This is a genomic window from Chryseobacterium phosphatilyticum, from assembly GCF_002899825.2.
Lineage (GTDB): Bacteria > Bacteroidota > Bacteroidia > Flavobacteriales > Weeksellaceae > Chryseobacterium > Chryseobacterium phosphatilyticum.
The window spans coordinates 44,428-64,803 of sequence record NZ_PPED02000003.1; the positions used below are offsets into that span (position 1 = coordinate 44,428).

Here is a 20,376-nt window from a genome sequence, read left to right on the forward strand (position 1 = left end):
ATATTTGTAAAAATCAAACCAATCGAAATGAAGTTGGATTGGTTCCGGTTTGTTTTTTAAAAAATTTATTAAAGTGAGCCAGATCATCAAAACCGAGTGCTTCGCTTATTTCAGAAATGGTCCAGTCGGTATCTCTGAGCAGAATCTTCGCTTCAGTACCTATTCTTTCAAAAATATGTTCTCTGGTTGTTTTGCCGGTTACTTTTTTAATACACCGATTCAGATAATTGACATGAACAGACAATTTTTCTGCATAATTCTTAGGATGACGCAGTGTTAATGTATCTGTTTTATACTGAACAGGAAACTGTTGTTCCAGTAGTTCTGAGAAAATAATAGTAATCCTTTTTCCGGCATCTCCGAATTGGACAATATTTTCAGGAGGAGCCCATTTCATTGCCAGAAAATACAATTCACTGACGTAATTCCGGATCAGATCATATTTATAAATATAATCACTCTGTGCTTCATGAAGTATTTTGATAAAAAGATGTTGGGTCTCCTCATATTGATTTTCAGATAACCTAAAAACAGGAGGTAGGGAAGTATTGAAAAGAGGGAGCTGATCTAGCTGTAATTTATGAGTGCCCTGGAAAAATTCACTCCTGAAGATACAAAAATATCCTTTTGTGCCTGAAGATAAAGGCAGGTACGAATAAGGGGTGTCCGGATGGAAAAATAATAACGTATCACCATTTATCTTAATCGTTTGATGACCATACTTGAATGTGTTCTCACCAGAGAAAAGCATAATTTTAAAGAAATTTCTACGAATATGCTGAGGAAGTTCTGCATTATTCTTCATTCGTTCTTCAATACGGAATGCATTGAACTGACCTATCGTTTCATATATATTTTCGGGATAGGTGCTAGATTTATGCTGGTAAAATTCCTCTATGCTTTCCATTGATCAAGTTTCGGATGTGTAAAAACGATACCAAAATACGGAAAAAGAGAATAGAAGCAAAAGGTCAGAATTTTAAGCTGAATATTTGGGGCAGGGCTTTAAAAATAAAACCCCACCATATAATAAGTGAGGTATGTGTTGAATAAACGTTAGTACTTTATTATCTCAACCGGAATAGGTATTCAGAATGTTTTTAAGGAGTACTCTTTACTGCGTTGTACATCAATGAATCTTTTTTCTGATCAGAATCATCGTATTTGTAGCTATAGAATGAGGCTTCCCAGTCTCCATAACCGGTATTGGGAATGATAATGAACCTTTTTCCAAAATCTTTAGCCGAATTTTTCACAGCTGCAGATCGATCTGCTTCGGTCTTTTTATCAAATATTGCAGCGAAATCAGAAAGATTATCTCCTAAGAGCAAAACAATATTATAATTTTTAGCAACATCATTTCGTCTGTTTTCCTTGCTGCTTTCTTTTGACCGGAGGATAAGATTAGTGTCGTTTTGAAGCGGAAAATTATATCTTTCTAAATTTTTCAATGTTCCCGCACGTTCTTGTTCTGCCCGGTTGGTAATGTAAAAAACCTGAACCCCTTTGCTGGCAGCGTACTGATAAAAATCCTGAGCTCCTGTGAGTGGAGTTGCTATCCCTTTTGCAGTCCACTCTTCCCATGTTTTCTGATCATAGTTTTTTCCCATTTTAGAACGTTCAACAGCATAATATGAATTGTCAAGGAAAGTCTCATCAATATCAGATACAATTGCTAACGGTTTATCCGATTTTCGGGCTAAGGCTTCATCTAAACGAAGTTTTGCGATATTGTATGCCTGCAGGCAAAGGGCTTCATATTCAGCAGCTCTTTGCTGATAAAATGCTGAGTATATTTTTCCGTTATGTCCCAGATTTTGATAAGGCACATCCTGAAAGGTAGTCGTCGAAGTTGGGTTTATTGTTTTGCATGAGATCGTCACAGCAAGTAAGCCTGCGATCATGAAGTTGAAATTTTTCATTGAATTAAAAATAGAGAATGACAAAATTATAACATTTGATTTTTATAGGGACTGTATTTGTGAAGTATTTGCAAACTTGGAAATCCAGGGAAGCAAAATTGTATTGAGAACGTCTATCCACCATTAGTCATATCACAAAATGTAGGTAATTGATTAGGGGATGTGTTTTTATCTGGTAATAGTAATCTGCTGAAGAAGATAGGTGGCGTTTTTGTGCATCGGCTGGTAGCATTGGCAAATGTATCTGTTGATCTTTTTGGCAATACAAAATTGGTCTTATTAAGAATAAAGAGTGAAATCTAATATTCGAACTTTGCAAAGATTTTATTAATGAGTATTGACAAGAATAATATTAAGGATGATTTTTATTACTCTCAGGGCTTAACTACTAATATTCCATTCTTTTGAAATATAATCACATCTACTTATATGAGTTAAAAAATAATTGTAAACCTTTTAATATAAAAACACATGAAAAAAATTAATTTAATTGCAATTCTTGTATTTACCAATGCTTTTAGTCAAGTAGGGATTAAGACGATAAATCCTTCCGAAATGCTTGATGTTAATGGTATTGAGAGAATTAGAGAATTGCCCAGGCATCAAATGAATAATTCCATTTTTACTAAACCTGACGGATCAAGATCAAATAATCAAGATCAGACTTTCATAGCAACCAGAACATTAGTTGCAGATGCAAATGGAGTGTTAGGGTATATTGATGGCTTACCAGGTGGTATAGTACCTTCAACATCTAAAAGAAAGACAATAGGATACTGGGCAGGATTGTGGGACGGAAATTATTATGCATTAGGAGGTACAGGGTTCCCTATATTTAACTTGCAACTTCAAAATAAGCTTAACTACGGTGTTAATGGGATTTATAATAAGATTGATGGTATAGATTTTTTACAATTTGAAACACCACAAATCAATAGCTATACTGGTGCACAATTGAAAAGTATTGTTGATATTTTCTGTATTGGCCTTGACCCATTTGTAGACCTGGATGCAACAACTATCACAAAGATCAAAGATTTTACAGATCTTGGTGGAGTTGTCATTGTCTTACTTGATGCTAATAGGAATACCCCGGCGCATCAGGGATTTGGTGGGGCAGGTAGTGTAACTTCGGGAACTGGGGTTTCTTACTCATTAGCGGGAACAATAGGTTCAAATGGGGTATTTGGTACGGTTGCGGGAAACACACCTATTACAGGTATGCAAACTGCAGGTAGAATATTAAACTCTCAATTGCCTGCGGGGGCAACAATTTTAGCTAGAGAAGGAGGAATTACAACAACGCAAGCTGGTATTTGGACTACAGGAGCTAACGAAAGAGTAATTTTCTTTTGGGATGAAGGAGTTTTCAGAAATCCTAATATTGCCGGTACCTATATAAATACTGATCAAGAAAAATATCTCCATAACATCATGGCATATGCTTTAGATAAAGTAAATTGATAACCATTGGCTTACAATTTAGAAATGAGCTTTATCATATTGAAGTTCATTTCTTTATGTTGTTTTCTTGACTTGTATAACTATACATTGAAATTTCTTCATCATAATCTGGCTTGTCAGTTTAGCTATATGAGTTAGAATTATTAATTATTATGAGAATACTAGAAGAGTCTGTACCAGGTAATACAATAGTAGAACATAAAATGTTTTTTCATTTGTTTTTTTAATCAATTATACCAGAACAATATGGCTAACCTAATTTGTTTAAAGCCAGGAGAACATGCTTGATCAAGACCATCTTATTTATATTGTATTGTGTTTTTAAAGGCAATAAAGTAAAGCCATATGTAACTGGTTTAAATATTTAATGACAAATTTAATTTAATGTTTTTTAGATTAAGTTGTTGTGTAGACCAAATATGCATTGTTGAATCGTTCGTTTTGATGATAAGTATTCTATGGATGATCGAAGCTATAAAATCAGTATGAACCGCTTGACAATACAAGATAAAACCTTACCGCAATTTTGAATTCAGATATTTGAAGCAAATTTGTCGACAAACTGAAAAAAATGAATGGAAAAAACAGGTGCTGCGTGATGTATCATTATTTGTATTAACTAGTCATTGTTGGGCGATTTTATGAATATGTTTTGGTTGATGGTTCCTGTTACAGAAAAGTTAATAATGTGTTGAAGATCAAATTTTTATTTAAAGAAATTCTATGCAATATTTCGGTTTAAATTATTTATAAAAATAGTGTAAACCAACCCAAGTGATGAAAAAAAAACTAAAAAATAATCCTAACCAATGAATATTGATCTAAAAAATATACACATAGGTTCTTTAATAAGTTTACGTATTGAAGAATGTAAAATGGAGGCATTTCGAATCTGTAATTTTTTAAAACGTACAGAAGAAGAATTGAATTCAATACTTTTACAAAAAACCTTAGACACAGAAATACTATTAAAATTCAGTATACTACTGGAGTATGATTTCTTTCGACTCTACTCCCAATATTTAATCCTTTACGCCCCACCAGCCAATCTTGACTGTACCCATAATAAAAACACAAAAAGCAACCTTCCTCAATACAGGAAAAATATCTATACCCGGGAACTGGTGGATTTTATTTTGGAGCAGATTGAAAATGGCAGTAAAACAAAAGTACAAATTATAGAAGAGTACAGAATCCCCAAATCTACATTGTATAAGTGGCAAAACAAGTATAAACCGACAAAGAAAACGCAATAATTTATTTTGTCAACCGAAATACACTCTACTTATAGAATTATATCTATGCTCCTAAGTTCTTTTATATCTTATAAATACAGTACTTTTGATGGCGAAATTATGTGAAAAAAATCATGAAAAACACACCTGATTATAAAAAAATATACAGTGATATGATCAGTATAAAATATCCTGAAAAAAAAGAAGTATGTAGAATTTTTTTATCCAAAGAGAATTTATCAGTATTGGATGTTATAACGATCAACAATATTCTGTTTAATACCAATTGCAGAGAAAGTACTCAATTCAATCAGAAACATCGTTCTTATGATGTATCAGCAATCTCTTACATATTGCAATACCAGAAAAGAAATGAATTAAATAATTCTCAAGTTGCCAAACATTTTAAGGTGAGCAGGAATACCATCACCAAATGGAAAAATCAGATTCTGATCTAAAGAGACTTCAGATTAAAAAATCAATAGTCTGAAATTTTAAAAATTCAATCCAAAAATCATACAAATGAAAAAGAAAATACATTTTCTAATGCTCATTTTAGGAGTGTTTTATCCATGTATTGACCTTGTAAATGCCCAAATTGGGATAGGTACATCTAATCCTCAGGGAGCTTTACATGTAGATGCTGCTAAAGACAATCCATCCAGTGGAACATTATCTGCAGAACAGGTATCTAATGATGTTCTTGTCAGCAAAACAACAGGTTTTGTTGGAGTAGGTGTTTTAACTCCCCTGGTTAAACTTGATATGAGATCCCTGGGAACAGAAAATGCCCTCGGCCTTAGTACAACGACTATGACTGCAGTTGATGCTGGCGCTGGCGCTGTAAGATATGATGTAGTCAATGTTCCTGCAGGACCAAAAATTGAGGTATCCGATGGTTCAGTATGGCATAAAGCATATATTGCACCCCAAAAAGTTGTAATTGTTGCCCGTAAAGTAAGCAGCCAGTCAATAACGCAAGGAGCAGCTACCAATATAAACAATTGGAATGTGGTACGTGACATGAGTAGCAGTTTTGATGGAACATCAGGTGTTTTTACAGCTCCCCGAGATGGTACATATACCTTTTTGCTGACCTTTAATTTCAATGGAGCTGTGATTAACGATGGCACCAGAGTAGAATCTCAATTTTATAATACTACAACCAATACCGTGCTGGCGAGTGTTTATAAAACCTTCGGACAGTCTATGACAGGTACTGCAGATGATGCGAATTCTACGAGGTCTACTCAGGCTGGGGGTTCCAGTACAGTTACACTTACATTGGCTGCAGGTACAAAGGTAGTAACAAGGCTTTGGCATAATCTGATCTCAAGTGGCTCCATAGCACTCAGAGTAACCACTAACCCGACAGATCCCACTAATCCAGATGACGGATTTAATAATTTAACCATTATAGAACATTAAAAGATAGATTACTATGAAGAATAAAATCAATATTGTATATCAGGCATTTACTTGTATTCTATTTTTTTACTCGTCTAAGACTGCTGCACAAGTAGGTTTTTTTACAGCCAAACCCTCACATCCTTTACAAATAGATGCAGCGAAAGACAATGGAACAACACCTGATGCAATAAAGCTTTCCAATGATGTGGTTGTAGATGCCATGGGTAACATGGGAGTAGGTGTTTTAAATCCTAAAGCTAAAGTAGATCTTCGTTCGACAGATAATAAAGGACTTGTTGGTCTCGGAACCAGCACACAAACTCCTGTAGAGGCTGGAGCAGGTGCTATACGCTATAATACAGGTGGGTTTTTAGAATATTCCGATGGTGAACAATGGATTGCCTTACCACTTACCCCACCCACCAAAGCACTTGTCAATGCTAATAAAAGTTCTGCCCAAAGTATAGGAACGAATTCCACAACTTATATCTCTGACTGGAGTGAAACAGTAGATCTGGGGACTGCCCCGAATGGTGATTTCGATCCTTCCACAGGTGTTTTTACTGCTCCCCGTGACGGGTTTTATCTGGTGTCTTTCAATATTACTTTAGCTAATGGTAATATTCCAAAAAACACGTATATGGAAACAGCAATAGAAAGCAACCGGAATGTTGAGAATATTCAAATATTCAAAACCGTCAATTCTTATCCTGCATTTCAAGCCGGAGCTGTAAGTAACTATATAAGTGGAAACTGTAATGCGATTTTTAATCTTAAAACAGGAAATACTATTAAATTTAGTGTAAAGCATAATATAAGTTCAGGAAGAAATACCTTAAACGACGGAAAACTAAATAACCTAAGTATTAGCGAACTATAAAAAACAATAATAATGCAGCAAAATAATATAAAGAATTTAATTAGGGTATCTGTATTACTCCTTTTCTGGACTGGTCAAAGCAACGCACAAATAGGATTAGGGGTAGAAAACCCTACAAACCCCGTTGAAATCAAAACTGATGCAGGGAAGGTTATTGTTGATCCTACAGGCAAACTAGGCGTATTGGTTGCCAATCCAAAAGTTGCCATAGATTTGCGCAGCGGAAACAATGGTGCTGTAGCAGTTGGAAATACTGATAAAACAGCTGTACAGGCTGGTGCCGGAGCATTGAGATATGTTGCAAGCCCTGCCATTGGTGTGAAAGGATATTTAGAGTTTTCGGATGGAACGAATTGGGTTAGTTTTTTCCCGAAAGGTAAACCACGTATTATCGTAATGGCCAGTAAGACGACTCAGGATACCTATGTATTTGAAAGTGGTACCCCTTCGGAGATTGGACCTAAATCCGGTATTATGCAAAGAAGATCATCCTATTTGACCAATTGGGCAGAAAAACTGGATTCTGACTCCGGTGTTCCCACCAATAACTTTAACCCGGCTACCGGTGAGTTCATCGCTCCACGAACTGGAGTATACTTTGCTACCTTTACTTTTGCATTACAATCGAGCCAGGTTAATACGGGAGGAAATAATCAGACAGAAGCAATCTGGGAGGTTAGAAATCCAGCAGGAAACATTACTCAAAGGGTCAAAACAAATAATGGGTACGCTTCCGATACAGGAGCCAGTCCGAATGCAGTACCGGTAGGTTCAGCTTGTACGGTAAGTGTCTACCTGAACAAAGGAGATAAATTAAGGCCCTTTACATGGATTACCGTAGCATTTGATGGTACAATCAGCCAATTCGATATCTCAGGTAGCGGAGTTTATAATTCACTTACCATTGTAGAGCAGTAGCGTGTTTTAACCTGACTTTGAACTTTTTAAATCGTTATCTGTAAAATATATTTTAAACATTTCCATAAAACAATACTGGACTTTTTAGCAATATGAAATAGAGCCGTGAGACAATATTGGCTTTGTGTAATTTAAGGAACTTTGTTTTAGAATTTAAATAAACATTAAATGAGCAAAACAATTTTAATTACAGGAGCTGCAAGTGGTTTTGGAAAAATCGCTGCATTTGATTTGGCCCGAAAAGGGTATAAAGTAATTGCTACGGCACAGGTATACCCGCAGATGAGTGATCTGATCCGTGAAGCAAAGGAATCGGGTGTTGAATTGATCGCTGACAAATTGGATGTCTCCAATTCCCGCGATATCAAATATGTGGTAGACAAGTACGATGTTGATATTCTTATCAGTAATGCAGGAATTATGGAAGGAGGACCAATTGCTGAACAACCTTTGGAGCTTATTCGCTCTATGTTTGATGTGAACGTTTTTGGAGGTCTGGAACTGGCTCAGGGCTTTATTAAGAAATGGGTAGAGCAGAAGAAAGCCGCAAAGATTGTATTTACAACTTCAATGGGAGAATTATGGACTGTTCCATATGTTGCAGCTTATTGTTCATCAAAGCATGCAATGGGTGCTATCGCTGAAGGTCTGAGAACAGAACTTGCAGATTTCAATATCAAGATTGCAACCTGTAATCCGGGAGTTTTCGGTACAGGATTTAATGATCGTGGTGTGGATTCAATCTTCAGATGGTATAACCCTGAAACTAATTTTACCCCACCCTCTGCATTTGATGGAGCAGCAGAATCTTTAGAACATCAGTTAGACCCACAGTCCATGGCTGAATGTATTGTAAATGTGGCTTTGGATGATAACTCCAATTTCAGAAATGTACATCCTAAGGAAACAGAAGATTTTGTAAAACAATTACAGGCGGAAGCCTGGACTGCAAAAAGTTAATTAGTTTTTGAAAAGCATGGGCTCATAATGGTCCATGCTTCTCTATTTAAAAGTTTAAAAAATAAATACAATGAATATTACCTATAATGAGGCAACTCAAGCCTTGAATGCATCAATAGAACAAGCTAAATCTTTAGGAATAGCAGTGAGTATTGCCATAGTCGATACTGGTGGACATTTAGTAACTTTTGCAAGACTGGATAGTTTATATGGGGTCATAGATTTTGCTCTGAAAAAAGCCAGAACTGCAGCTATGTTTGGAGTTGACAGTGATATTATGGGATCTATTATTTCCGGTGCCGACATGCATGCCTTCGGGATGATCAATTCCAATGGCGGGCTCCTTACCATTCCGGGAGGTGTAGTTCTAAAGAATAAGGATGGTCATATTATTGGTGCTATTGGTTGCTCTGGCGGAACAGCAGAACAGGACAAAGAAATTGCAACAGCAGGGATCGGCAAATACAATAGTTAACTTTTTAAAATTCATATGGAACCGATATATGAAATAATATTTGATAAGCTGGTGTACTCTTGCATTTTTGAAATGCAAAGAGGAACCGAAGAATATTATCCCGATCATTTTTTAGGATTTCAGCTGGCTGGCGAGACTCAGGCTTTTCACGATAATGATACTACAATTATTAAGGAAAATACAGTAGTGCTGGTAAAGCGAAACCAGTTGATCCGAACGATAAAATATCCTTCAAAATCCGGTAACTATAAGTTTATTGCTATTACATTGGATAGTAAGACGCTCCAGCGTTATGCTTTTGAAAATAAAATTAAGATCAAGGAAGGGTACCAGGGAAAGCAAAAACTTTTTTTTGAGCCCAATGAGTTCTTACACAGCTATTTTATTTCGTTGGCTCCCTATATCAACAAAACCAAAGAGGCAACACCCAGGCTGGCAGAGCTAAAGATAAGGGAAGCCATTGAAATTCTGCTGGATAACAATCCTGACCTTAAATATGTTTTGTTTGATTTTGCAAAACCACATCTTATTGATCTTGAGGAATTCATGAACAATAATTTTATGTTCAATACCAGCGTAGAATCATTTGCTAAACTAACAGGGCGTAGCGTTTCAGGATTCAAACGTGATTTTGCCAGAGTTTTTAACTCCCCGCCGCAGCAGTGGCTTAAGGAAAGACGCCTGGAAGAAGCGTATTACTTAATCAAATACAAACGAAAGAAACCGGCAGATTTTTATTTAGATCTCGGTTTTGAAAATCTTTCCCATTTCTATTATTCTTTCAAACAAAAATTTGGTGAAACGACCACAGAAGTGCAATATTCTAAACCCTAAAATAATGGAATTTGTTCAACTAAAAATCTGGGCAAACGGAGATGCCGAACAAGGAAAATGGATGCTTTCAATTTCAGTTTTGCTCTTACTGGTAATTATTCTGGTTGTAAGGAGTGAAAATACGCTCTTACGTGGTATGCTGATACCCATTTCATTGTTATTGCTATTGAATACCAGTTACGGTACATACCTTATAATGAATAGAATCAGATATGCAGAAGAAATAAATCAAAAGTTTAAAAAAAATGCTCAAAAAGCAATTGCGGCAGAATATAAAAAGTAGAGAGTGAAAAAAGGTCATACACTATATTTAGGAGCGTATGGGCTGTATTCATTGTTGTTTCACTGATTTTCTATTTCATTTTCACAGCTGATTATTACAGAGGATTATCGTTAGGGTTTACAGGATTGTTCTTTGGTTTATTGTGTATTGATACATTCCTGCACTATCGTTTATCACTCTATTTTGCAGATTTACAAAGTATCTTAAACTGAGATTTAATTTTGCTTTTCCACACTTTGATTTGTAGGTCTTTAGTTTTTGAAGTAAAGCCTTTATGCTCTGAAAGCTGCTTTCTAAGTCTTTCCTGGCCTGACATAATATTGATCCAAAGAAATGGAGTAGAGAATATAACAATAACACATGTTGTTAAGATAAACAAAAAACCTCACCATAAAAATGATGAGGTTTTTTGTGAGCGCGAAAGGATTCGAACCTTTGACCGTCCCGATTAAAAATCGGGATGCTCTATCAGATCCCTGAAATTGATAAGTTTCTGGATTCTAATTTTGCTTTTCCACGCTTTGATTTGTCGTTCTCTCTTGTATGCTTCCTTTTTAGAAGTGAATTCTTCTGTATAAACAATAATCCAGTCTTTAGTTTTTGAAGTAAAGCCTTTATGCTCTGAAAGGTGCTTTCTAAGCCTTTCCTGTAATTCTTCACAGCAATGGCCAACATAATATTGATCCAAAGAAATAGAGTAGAGAATGTAACAATAACACATGTTGTTAAGATAAACAAAAAAACACCATAAAAAATGATGAGGTTTTTGTGATCGCGAAAGGATTCGAACCTTTGACCGTACCGATTAAAAATCGGGATGCTTTATCCTTACTGATTAAGTTTTAAAATTAAAAATGTGGTAATAAAACAAAAAACCTCACCATAAAAATGATGAGGTTTTTTGTGAGCGCGAAAGGATTCGAACCTTTGACCGTCTGCTTAGAAGGCAGATGCTCTATCCAGCTGAGCTACGCACCCTTAGAAGTTGATTCTCGCTTTATGATAAGCGCATTAAAAAAGTCGGGGCGGCAGGATTCGAACCTGCGACCTCCTGGTCCCAAACCAGGCGCGATGACCGGACTACGCTACGCCCCGAATATATAAATGAGCGGAGGGTAAGGGATTCGAACCCTTGCGACACTTTCGCGTCGACAGTTTAGCAAACTGCTCCATTAACCACTCTGGCAACCCTCCTTTTTGTTTATTTTTTAATGATCGTTATTCCGTTATTGCGAGTGCAAATATAGAATAGATTTCTTTATTTACCAAATAAAATTCAAGAAAAATTTGTGTATTTTTGAGGTAATAAATCATTCAAAAACCAAACTGATGCGTAAAACATTATATATCATCGGATTAAGCACATTCGTTTTTTCATGTACTTCCCAGCAAAATGTAAAAAAAAATACATACAAACCGAAAACTCCCGTGGTACAGGGAAAACCGGTAGTTAAAACACAAACTCCGGAAGTTCCGAAACCAAAAGTTGTATCGGATCATGGAGTAGACTTTTTTACTACTAATATAGCAGACCCAACAAAGAATGATAATACGGCGAGCTATGGTTCTATTGTATCTGCAAAACCTATAGGCTATAAAGTAGTGAAAACATATTTTCCTGCTATTGCACAAAATTTCAGACAGCGTTATTTAATATTGCATTATACAGCGCTTCCGGATGATAAGTCGATCATGGTTCTTACCCAGCAGGCGGTCAGTGCCCACTATCTGGTAAATAATACCGGTGATAACGAAATTTATCAGCTTGTAGATGAAAACAAACGTTCTTATCATGCAGGAGTAAGCTCATGGAGAAATGACAAAAACCTTAACGATACCTCTATTGGAATTGAAATTGTGAATGCAGGCTATTCTACAGATGCCAGTGGTAAAAGAATATTTGCATCTTTCAGTGATGAGCAGATAAGAAAAGTGGCTGCTTTGGCAAAGGATATTGTTACAAGATATCAGATTCCCGCAACCAATGTTCTTGCACACGCCGATATTGCCCCTACAAGAAAACAAGATCCGGGACCAATGTTCCCATGGAAAAAATTATATGACCAGTATCAACTGGGAATGTGGTATGATGAAACGGCAAAGCAAAATTATTTCGATCTTGCACAGACAGAGTTTCCTCTCAGATACAATGATGCTTCTTTTATCTTCCTTATCCAGACAGGACTGCAGAAATTCGGATATGGAGTAGAACCTAGCGGAAAATGGGATGATGCAACCAAAAAGACTATTGAAGCTTTCCAATATCATTATCGTCCGCAGAATTATGACGGAATTATGGATGCTGAAACATGGGCAATACTACAATCCTTAAATCAAAAATATCCGGTAAAATAAATTAAATTAAAACGCATCGTTAGATGCGTTTTTGCTAACTTTATGCCATCAAAAACAGTAAAATATCTGTAATGGAAAATTTCAGAAAAGAAAGTGATCTATTGGGGGAGCTGAACGTTCCTATAGATGCTTATTATGGCGTGCAGACACAAAGAGCTATCAACAACTTCAAAATTTCGGGACAGCTCTTGTCTTCATATCCGGATTTTATCAAAGGATTGGCTTTTGTAAAAAAGGCAGCCGCAAAAACTAACTATGAATTAGGGCTTCTCGATGAGAACCTTTATTTTAAAATAGCAGAAGCTTGTGACGATATCATCGGCGGAAAATATCATGACCAGTTTCCGGTAGATATGATCCAGGGTGGAGCAGGGACTTCAATCAATATGAATGCGAATGAAGTAATTGCGAATGTTGTACTGGAAAAGCTTGGGAAAAATAAGGGAGAATATGAATTCTGTTCACCTAATGATCATATCAATCTTTCACAGTCAACCAACGATGCGTATCCTACTGCGATCAAGATGGGGTTATTGCAGATGAATATTGGTTTAGCAGAAAGACTTGAGAGTATTGTAGGAGCTTTCCGTGCTAAGGGAGTAGAATTTCAGGATGTTATAAAAATGGGACGTACCCAACTTCAGGATGCTGTGCCTATGACATTAGGACAGGAGTTTGAAGCATATGCAGCTACTTTAGAGGAAGATATTTCTAAATTAAATAATAATGCAAGTCTTTTTGTAGAAGTGAATATGGGGGCCACTGCTATCGGAACGGGATTAAATGCTCCTGTAGGTTACGCAACACTTTGTGCTAAGAATTTAGCTCAGATTACAGGCTTCCCGATTATTTCTGCCCCGGATTTGGTAGAAGCTACCCCTGATACAGGATCTTATGTGATTTACTCTTCCGCAACGAAGCGTCTTGCAGTAAAATTATCGAAAATCTGCAATGATCTGAGATTGCTTTCATCAGGACCAAGAGCAGGCCTTTTTGAAATTAACCTTCCTCCAATGCAGCCGGGATCTTCTATTATGCCGGGAAAAGTAAACCCTGTAATCCCGGAAGTGGTTAATCAGGTTTGTTTTAAAGTAATTGGAAATGATCTTACCGTAACTTTTGCTGCAGAAGCAGGACAATTACAACTTAACGTAATGGAGCCGGTACTTTCTCATGCCATCATGGAAAATATCAACTTCCTTTGCAATGCACTGGATACCCTTCGTGATAAATGTGTGGTAGGAATTACTGCCAACAAAGAAGTTTGCCTCAATATGGTAAAACATAGCATTGGTATTGTAACAGCCCTTAACCCTTATATTGGGTACAAAAAATCTACAGAGATTGCTAAAGAGGCCTTAGAGACAGGGAAGAGTGTTTACAATCTTGTTTTGGAAAAAGGAGTACTTTCCCAGGAAAAGCTGGATGAAATTCTTGATCCGAAAAACATGCTGAAACCACATAACAAATAATTTAAAATAATAAGTGGTTCATGATATGAGATTATCATGTACCACTTATCATCCATCATTTATACCATAATTCGTGAGGTTTTTAATTATAATTCCTGCCCATAACGAAGAACAGAACCTCTCTTTCACTCTGGACTCTTTACTGCAACAGAACCACAAAGATTTTAAAGTGGTAGTTGTTAATGATGGTTCTGTAGATAAAACCCCTGAGGTTATCAGAAACTATACAGAGCGTGATTTTCGTTTCACAACTATTAATCTTCAAAAATCCGGACATCAACCCGGATCTAAGGTCGTTCATGCTTTTAAAAAAGGATTGCAAACTCAGGCTTTGGATGAATTTGATATCATTTGTAAGTTTGATGCTGATATCATCCTTCCGGAAAACTACCTTCAGACTGTGGCTGATGCTTTCGTCAATAATCCGACCTATGGACTTGTAGGAGGATTATTGTATATAGAAAAAGAAGGAAGCTGGATGTATGAAGGTAATTCCAATAAGCACCACGTCAGAGGTCCGATGAAAGCGTACCGTAAAGACTGTTTTGTACAGATGGGCGGCTTAAGAGAAACATTGGGATGGGATAATATAGATGCTATTCTTCTGGAGAATTTGGGTTGGAAAGAAGTCGTTATACCAGAACTCCATGTAAAACTCATTAAGGTGAAAGGAACTGATTATACCATTAGGGCGGCTGATTATTACGGAAGGTATTTTTATTTCTTGGGCTTAAACCGATTCCTTGCCTATATTGCCTCTTCAAAAGAAGCTATGAAAAGCAAATCTGTTTCATTTTTCTTCGATATTATAAAATCTTATGAACACTGCAGATCAAAGAAATTAGAACTGATGGTTACAAAAGAAGAACAAAAGGTAATAAATGACCAGCGTTGGAGAATGTTGAAGAAGAAATGGCTGAAGATGTAGAAGAATAGATTGTTTTTACGTTGTTAATATTCATCAATAGAGACAGATTTTAATCTGTTTAATAAAAAAAACTGGCTTTAGCCAAAACTTAACGTCCGATAATCAGTGAAAAAAATTGCCTACATAGAAATAGACACTCATGCTGAAATAGCACAAGCCTTCATGGATATTATGGAAGACTCTCATGACTTTAAGGTAGACTACTATTTTTCAAAAAAGATTAAAGATCAGGTTCGCTCCAATGATAAGTCAGTAATCTTGTCAGACAGCTCAATGATTCTGGACCAGTTGAAAGATCAGAATTATGATCTGATTATTATAGGGACTGTTCATCGCTTTTTTAATGTTTTTTTAGCCATTACAAAAAAATACAATACTGCGATTGTTACTCATAATCTTAATTTTGCAAAGGCCTCGAAATGGGATCTGATGAAGAGTGTTTTTAAAGAAGATATTGTTTACAGGCTGAAGTTATGGTTGAAAGAAGGGTTATTCCATTCTTCCGGAGTATACCAGACAGCTGCCGCTCTTTTGGTTCTGGATGAAGCTTTGGTCTCAGGAAGATATCAGTTTCTGCCTTTATTTTATACAAAACAGGATGAAAAGGTTCCAAATAAGATATTGACCATTGTCATTCCGGGTGGTGTTTCACAGAAGAGAAGAGATTATAATTATATTTTTAAAACAATTCGGGCGCTAAAAGAAACTCAGGATTGCGAATTTGTATTTCTGGGAAAAGCAAAAGATCATGAATTAAGACAATTGAAGCATTTATCTGAAAAACTACCGGAAAACATTCATATCACTTATTTTTCCGAAAGAGTTTCTGCTGAAGATTTTGAAAAATGGATGCAGAAAGCAGATGTTCTCTGGTGTCCTATTCAGCAGAAAACAGCTTTTTTTAATGTAAAGGAAACTTATGGTTTAACGAAAATGACAGGAAATTTAGGAGATGCTATCATCTATGGTAAGTGGGCTGTTTTTCCTGCAAATTATCCTTCAAAACTGAACTTTATTATTCCTGAAAAAGAAGAGGTATTTGAACAGTTTAAAAAGCTTAAAAATACAGACTTTGATTTTCATAAAGATTACAGTAAAAATAAAGTTTTGCAAACTTTAGAAAAAGCATTGAACAGTATCATTAAATAATCATTACAACGTTTTTACAACTCTTCTTTTTGCAATGGTATCAAATGCTTTTTTTGATATTCCACAAACAAGAAATACCCATAAAATTGCCTGAACATTATCTGTTATAAAAGTAACCAGAAATATAACAGAAAAAGTAATCGTTGTAAATAAGAGGTCATACTTGAATTTGTTCCTTTCCTGGATATTCATTTCAAAAGAATATTCTTTGTGTTTTACTATTGCCAGCCAATAAAGGATATAGATGGTAAGTCCGGCGAGAATATGATTGAATAAAAAAAATCTGAACGCCAGTATGACAACGTTTTTATTATCTACACTTTCAGCAAAAAAAGCCGTAGTAAAAGGAAAAAAGATTATTGGTAACATCATAATCATATTGGCTGTTACTATTTGCCTGTTGTAATTATGAATGTGTTTAAACAGAAAATGATGCCGCATCCAGTAAGTTGTAATCAGGAAAAAACTTAATAAAAGAGCAAAAAGATTATATTTCAGATCAATCAACTGTTCCCAGGCAGTGTCAAAGGTACTTTCTTTGGTCACATGAGGAATTTTAAATTCTATGATCAGAAGCGTAATGGCAATAGCAAAAATAGCATCACTGAAAAATGCTAAACGTTCTACCTGAAATTCCTGTTTAGGATGCTTGTTAAGGCCTGTGTCATGTTGATTTTTATAAGCCATATCATTCACGTTTCACATATACAATTAGCTCTGAGATAGTTGTATATAATTTTTACGAATGTAATGCTTTTTGTTATTTAAATTTAAAAATACTTTTAATAAATCTCACATTAAGATAATCTTCCAGAGGGAATATCTTTGTAAAGTAATTTCCGATGTAAATCAGTATCAAAACTACCGAAGGTTTGTAAACCAGATTGATCAGATTGTTATCAAAATTTGGTAATACGATCGCAACAGTGATCGCTAAAGTGCAGATAATAGAAACAAAGATCATCTCAATACTCAAAGGAGAAACTTTAAAGACGATATAATTGAAAGTGATTTTGATAATATTGTAAATGGATAACGAAATTGCTGTAGATAAAGCAATTCCAATAAGTTTCAATTGGGTATTCTTGATGAAATAATAGTTCAGACCAATGGTTAATCCTGCCAGTAAAAGCATCACCAGAATATTGAAACGGTAGTATTTTGAAAGGGATATAATATTCCCGTTAAATCCGGTTGCCAGATCAATCAGGACAGCAGAACCCCAGATCCACACTACAGGTTCGTACTCTCTCAGCATAGTGCCGTTTTTGGGCATAAACTGGGTCAGATAAGGAAACCCTACCATAATGCATGAGAATAAAACAGCACCAAGAAAATATAGGGATAAAGATGTTTTTTTGTGAAATCTGTCCAGTTCCACCATATCCCCGTCAGCAAGCGTTTTGTTGATGATAGGAGCAGAAATATTAAACAATCCCAACTGAGGAATAGAGATCAGTGAAATCAAGGCATACAATACAGAGTAGATGCCCACCTCTTCCATACCCATGAATTCTCCAATCATAAAGCTGTTGATGGCGAGGTAATTCCCGAATGTTCCTAAGAATCCGAAAAAACTATAGTTGAAAAACTCCTTCCAGAAATTATTTTTTTTGAAATAATCCGTGTTGAAATCAAGCTGGATCTTTTCAAGCTTATTGGTATAATAAATATATCCGAAAAGCATTATCGTAAATATTCCGAAGAAGAATGCGAATGAGATTTTTTGTGATAAAGCAAAATAGTAAAAGAGACAAAATGCTCCAAGGTTGGCTATTTTCGGAAACAGATTATCAAAAATATTCGAGACTACAATTCTTTTATAGTTGGAAGTGTATTTGTTGAAAATAGCACAAAATGAAAGGATTAATATCAATGGAAGAATCATTTCTTTCATCTTCCATGCCTCTGAATACCTGAATTTCGGATAAAAATAAGGGAGCACAAAAAAAACAACCGTAAAGATGAGAAAGTTGATAAAAACAGTTAACAATGACAATGACAGCATATTCTGTTTCTTACCATCCCTTTCTACAGTGTGAAAAAATTTTACGTTAGAATAAGAAATTCCCAATACGACAAAAGGAACCAGCATTTCAGCAGTAGGAAGGATATAGCGAAGTTTTCCATAAAATTCAAAATCATTCGGGAAGATGAATATTGCGGAAACTGTGCCCAGCAAAAAACCAATATAGCCGATAATGGAATATTTGAAGCCTTGTCTCGCTACTACACTCATAAAGTTATTTTAAGGGTTTCTAGGTATAAAAATAATATTGTTGATGTACTGAGTTTTATTTTTTTCGTCGTTTGTATTTTGTGAAATAATTTCCTCGGTAAGAGCTTCCAGGGTAAAGCTATCTCTGTTGAGATATTTAGCTTCATAACCCCAGCTTTTTACTTCGGAGATCTCGTTCCATATAGGTGTTTGGTGGTGTCTTTGTTCCATTTCGACCATTAAGGTAGGCAGGAATTGCTTGATGGTTTCTTTGGCTCCGGAAAGCGTTTTAATTTCATTTCCTTCCACATCAATTTTAATGAAATCCAATCTGGTGAAATGTTCTAAAGCTGCCCAGTCATCCAGTTTAATTACTTTTACCTGTTCGGTATAGCTTTTTTCTTCCCCTTTTTCCCGGTAAGCAGTATTTAATGTTCCTCGTGATGCAATTGTTTTTCCATTGATTACCGGAACTTTGAATTCCGCCATCATATTTTCGTCAGACAGGGCCAAAGGAAGTATTCTCATGCCCGGAAATAATCTTTTCAGGCGTAGGTTTAGCTTTTTATTAGGCTCAAATGCATATATATGCTCATGATCCAGCTTGTTTTCCAATTGATAAAGAAAAGTTCCTACATTCGCACCAATGTCCAGTATTACAGCATTTTTTGGAAGGTATTCTTTGATCCATACCAGTTCCGGTTCTACATTGCGTACCGAGAAATTATCCTTATTAAGATTATTTAAGTTTTTAAAATATCTTTTTTTATAAAAATTCGGGCTTATATATTGTAGGTTTTCTGCAATTTTTTGGTATAAAGACATCCTTGACTGTTTGACGAACAGCAAAGATAAACAAAAATGTAAAACTTATCTTAAAAAATGTTAAATATAATAGATTGAAAATCAATGTTTAATCTTTAACAGGTATTTCTCATAAAAATGAGTTTTAACAGATTGAGAGGTTGAGGATAAAGAAATTTCACCCTCTAAATTACTATTTTATAGAGTCATGGGAAGACAATTAATCACAAATTTTTGCGTCTAGTTATTACTTCCGAAAATCGGCAGTAATAATTTAAAAAATTATAGAAAAGGAGTATTCAGAAAATCATTAAACGGTTTCATCAGCTTGAATATTTTTGACATATTGCTTACAGCGCTTTTATCCAACACTTCTTCATCCTTCAGGTGATACAAAACGATGAAATTTTTTAGCTTCAGATATTCTGCCATCGGATCTTCCTTCTCAAAGCCTTGCGGAATCTTTTTAAGTTTGTCATTCTGATCAAGTTCAGGGAAGTGCTTTTTGAAGTCTTTTTGGTTTAAAATTTTAACGAAGTCATTTCCGTACATGGAAATTTCTTTACGAACTTCTTTCAAGACAGAAGATTCAGGCATATAAATTCCTCCGGCCAGAAAAGATTTACCCGGCTCCATATGAAGATAGTAGCCTCCTTTCTGACTGCCTTTTCCCATTCCCAGAGAAGCTCCGAAATTAGTTTTATACGGAGCTTTATCTTTTGAAAATCTGGTGTCTCTGTAAATTCTGAACAAGGCTTTTTTACTGTCAATCTTAGCAAGTTCTTCATCAAAACCAGACATCTCTTTAATCAGTTCATCAAGAAATGAAACAATGTTTTGCTGAGATTCAGTATACAGGTTTTTATTTTCATTAAACCATTCGCGGTTATTGTTTTTATTTAATTTGGTTAAAAAATCAAATGTTTTGGAAGAAATGCTTGCAGACATATTGTGTAAGGTGTTTTTTTATTGTTGTTAAGTGGCATTCAAAACGGCTTCTGAACCCCGAAGCTCGCAACCTGAGCCTCAGATCCCATAACTCAAATTTACAAAAACTATTCATATCTCA

The 20,376-nt window shown here is 35.5% G+C and carries 21 protein-coding genes and 3 tRNA genes; 14 read left to right on the forward strand and 10 right to left on the reverse strand.

Annotation, left to right across the window (positions count from 1 at the left end; all coding sequences use genetic code 11):
- Positions 1–13 precede the first annotated feature (13 nt).
- Positions 14–907 (reverse strand): helix-turn-helix domain-containing protein, encoded by an 894-nt coding sequence (locus C1631_RS12210; RefSeq protein ID WP_109712429.1) that lies wholly within the window; start codon positions 905–907, stop codon positions 14–16.
- 193 nt (positions 908–1,100) lie between these two features.
- Entirely contained in the window at positions 1,101–1,922 is an 822-nt protein-coding gene (locus C1631_RS12215) for a 5'-nucleotidase, lipoprotein e(P4) family (protein ID WP_103249870.1), read from the reverse strand.
- A gap of 471 nt (positions 1,923–2,393) precedes the next feature.
- On the opposite strand from C1631_RS12215, the gene C1631_RS12220 reads away from it, so the two are divergent.
- From C1631_RS12220 to C1631_RS12265, 10 genes are all read left to right on the forward strand, one after another.
- Positions 2,394–3,386, forward strand: coding sequence for a hypothetical protein (locus tag C1631_RS12220; protein ID WP_103248310.1), 993 nt, complete (start codon positions 2,394–2,396; stop codon positions 3,384–3,386).
- A gap of 809 nt (positions 3,387–4,195) precedes the next feature.
- Positions 4,196–4,642, forward strand: a complete 447-nt coding sequence (locus C1631_RS12225; RefSeq protein WP_306461381.1) for a transposase — start codon at positions 4,196–4,198, stop codon at positions 4,640–4,642.
- Positions 4,643–4,755: 113 nt separating this feature from the next.
- A complete protein-coding gene (locus tag C1631_RS12230; protein WP_103248311.1) occupies positions 4,756–5,079 on the forward strand; it encodes a transposase in 324 nt (107 codons plus the stop codon).
- A gap of 64 nt (positions 5,080–5,143) precedes the next feature.
- A complete protein-coding gene (locus C1631_RS12235) occupies positions 5,144–6,049 on the forward strand; it encodes a hypothetical protein (protein ID WP_103248312.1) in 906 nt (301 codons plus the stop codon).
- A 13-nt stretch (positions 6,050–6,062) separates the two neighbouring features.
- On the forward strand, positions 6,063–6,911 hold the full coding sequence (locus C1631_RS12240; protein WP_103248313.1) for a complement C1q domain-containing protein: 849 nt from the start codon (positions 6,063–6,065) through the stop codon (positions 6,909–6,911).
- Between the two features lie 12 nt (positions 6,912–6,923).
- A complete protein-coding gene (locus C1631_RS12245; RefSeq protein WP_228441196.1) occupies positions 6,924–7,829 on the forward strand; it encodes a complement C1q domain-containing protein in 906 nt (301 codons plus the stop codon).
- 168 nt (positions 7,830–7,997) lie between these two features.
- Positions 7,998–8,789, forward strand: a complete 792-nt coding sequence (locus C1631_RS12250) for an SDR family oxidoreductase (RefSeq protein ID WP_103248315.1) — start codon at positions 7,998–8,000, stop codon at positions 8,787–8,789.
- A gap of 70 nt (positions 8,790–8,859) precedes the next feature.
- Positions 8,860–9,264, forward strand: a complete 405-nt coding sequence (locus tag C1631_RS12255) for a GlcG/HbpS family heme-binding protein (protein WP_103248316.1) — start codon at positions 8,860–8,862, stop codon at positions 9,262–9,264.
- Between the two features lie 15 nt (positions 9,265–9,279).
- Positions 9,280–10,098: a helix-turn-helix domain-containing protein gene (locus C1631_RS12260; protein WP_109712433.1), complete on the forward strand. Its 819-nt coding sequence runs from the start codon at positions 9,280–9,282 to the stop codon at positions 10,096–10,098.
- Between the two features lie 4 nt (positions 10,099–10,102).
- Positions 10,103–10,381 carry a hypothetical protein gene (locus tag C1631_RS12265; protein ID WP_103248317.1) on the forward strand — a complete coding sequence of 93 codons (279 nt, stop codon included), beginning with the start codon at positions 10,103–10,105 and terminating at the stop codon, positions 10,379–10,381.
- A gap of 448 nt (positions 10,382–10,829) precedes the next feature.
- Here C1631_RS12265 and C1631_RS12275 read toward each other — a convergent pair whose 3' ends face one another.
- The 4 genes from C1631_RS12275 to C1631_RS12290 all read right to left on the reverse strand — a co-directional run bounded on the left by C1631_RS12275 (position 10,830) and on the right by C1631_RS12290 (position 11,575).
- Positions 10,830–11,102, reverse strand: coding sequence for a GIY-YIG nuclease family protein (locus C1631_RS12275; protein WP_103249051.1), 273 nt, complete (start codon positions 11,100–11,102; stop codon positions 10,830–10,832).
- A 183-nt stretch (positions 11,103–11,285) separates the two neighbouring features.
- Positions 11,286–11,359: transfer RNA gene (locus C1631_RS12280), tRNA-Arg, on the reverse strand.
- Positions 11,360–11,401: 42 nt separating this feature from the next.
- A tRNA-Pro gene (locus C1631_RS12285) sits at positions 11,402–11,476 on the reverse strand.
- Between the two features lie 14 nt (positions 11,477–11,490).
- A tRNA-Ser gene (locus C1631_RS12290) sits at positions 11,491–11,575 on the reverse strand.
- 135 nt (positions 11,576–11,710) lie between these two features.
- Here C1631_RS12290 and C1631_RS12295 point away from each other — a divergent pair.
- The 4 genes from C1631_RS12295 (at position 11,711) to C1631_RS12310 (ending at position 16,285) form a co-directional block, all read left to right on the forward strand.
- On the forward strand, positions 11,711–12,736 hold the full coding sequence (locus C1631_RS12295; protein WP_103249050.1) for an N-acetylmuramoyl-L-alanine amidase: 1,026 nt from the start codon (positions 11,711–11,713) through the stop codon (positions 12,734–12,736).
- 71 nt (positions 12,737–12,807) lie between these two features.
- Entirely contained in the window at positions 12,808–14,208 is a 1,401-nt protein-coding gene (gene aspA / locus C1631_RS12300) for an aspartate ammonia-lyase (protein ID WP_109712435.1), read from the forward strand.
- 73 nt (positions 14,209–14,281) lie between these two features.
- On the forward strand, positions 14,282–15,136 hold the full coding sequence (locus C1631_RS12305; RefSeq protein WP_103249048.1) for a glycosyltransferase family 2 protein: 855 nt from the start codon (positions 14,282–14,284) through the stop codon (positions 15,134–15,136).
- A gap of 105 nt (positions 15,137–15,241) precedes the next feature.
- Positions 15,242–16,285, forward strand: coding sequence for a hypothetical protein (locus C1631_RS12310; protein WP_109712437.1), 1,044 nt, complete (start codon positions 15,242–15,244; stop codon positions 16,283–16,285).
- Between the two features lie 3 nt (positions 16,286–16,288).
- Here C1631_RS12310 and C1631_RS12315 read toward each other — a convergent pair whose 3' ends face one another.
- The 4 genes from C1631_RS12315 to C1631_RS12330 all read right to left on the reverse strand — a co-directional run bounded on the left by C1631_RS12315 (position 16,289) and on the right by C1631_RS12330 (position 20,255).
- On the reverse strand, positions 16,289–16,972 hold the full coding sequence (locus tag C1631_RS12315; RefSeq protein WP_109712439.1) for a TMEM175 family protein: 684 nt from the start codon (positions 16,970–16,972) through the stop codon (positions 16,289–16,291).
- 73 nt (positions 16,973–17,045) lie between these two features.
- Complete coding sequence (locus C1631_RS12320; RefSeq protein WP_109712441.1) at positions 17,046–18,524, reverse strand: lipopolysaccharide biosynthesis protein; 1,479 nt, start codon at positions 18,522–18,524, stop codon at positions 17,046–17,048.
- 9 nt (positions 18,525–18,533) lie between these two features.
- Positions 18,534–19,328, reverse strand: coding sequence for an FkbM family methyltransferase (locus C1631_RS12325; protein ID WP_103249872.1), 795 nt, complete (start codon positions 19,326–19,328; stop codon positions 18,534–18,536).
- A 261-nt stretch (positions 19,329–19,589) separates the two neighbouring features.
- A complete protein-coding gene (locus C1631_RS12330; protein WP_109712443.1) occupies positions 19,590–20,255 on the reverse strand; it encodes a DUF2461 domain-containing protein in 666 nt (221 codons plus the stop codon).
- Positions 20,256–20,376: the final 121 nt, after the last annotated feature.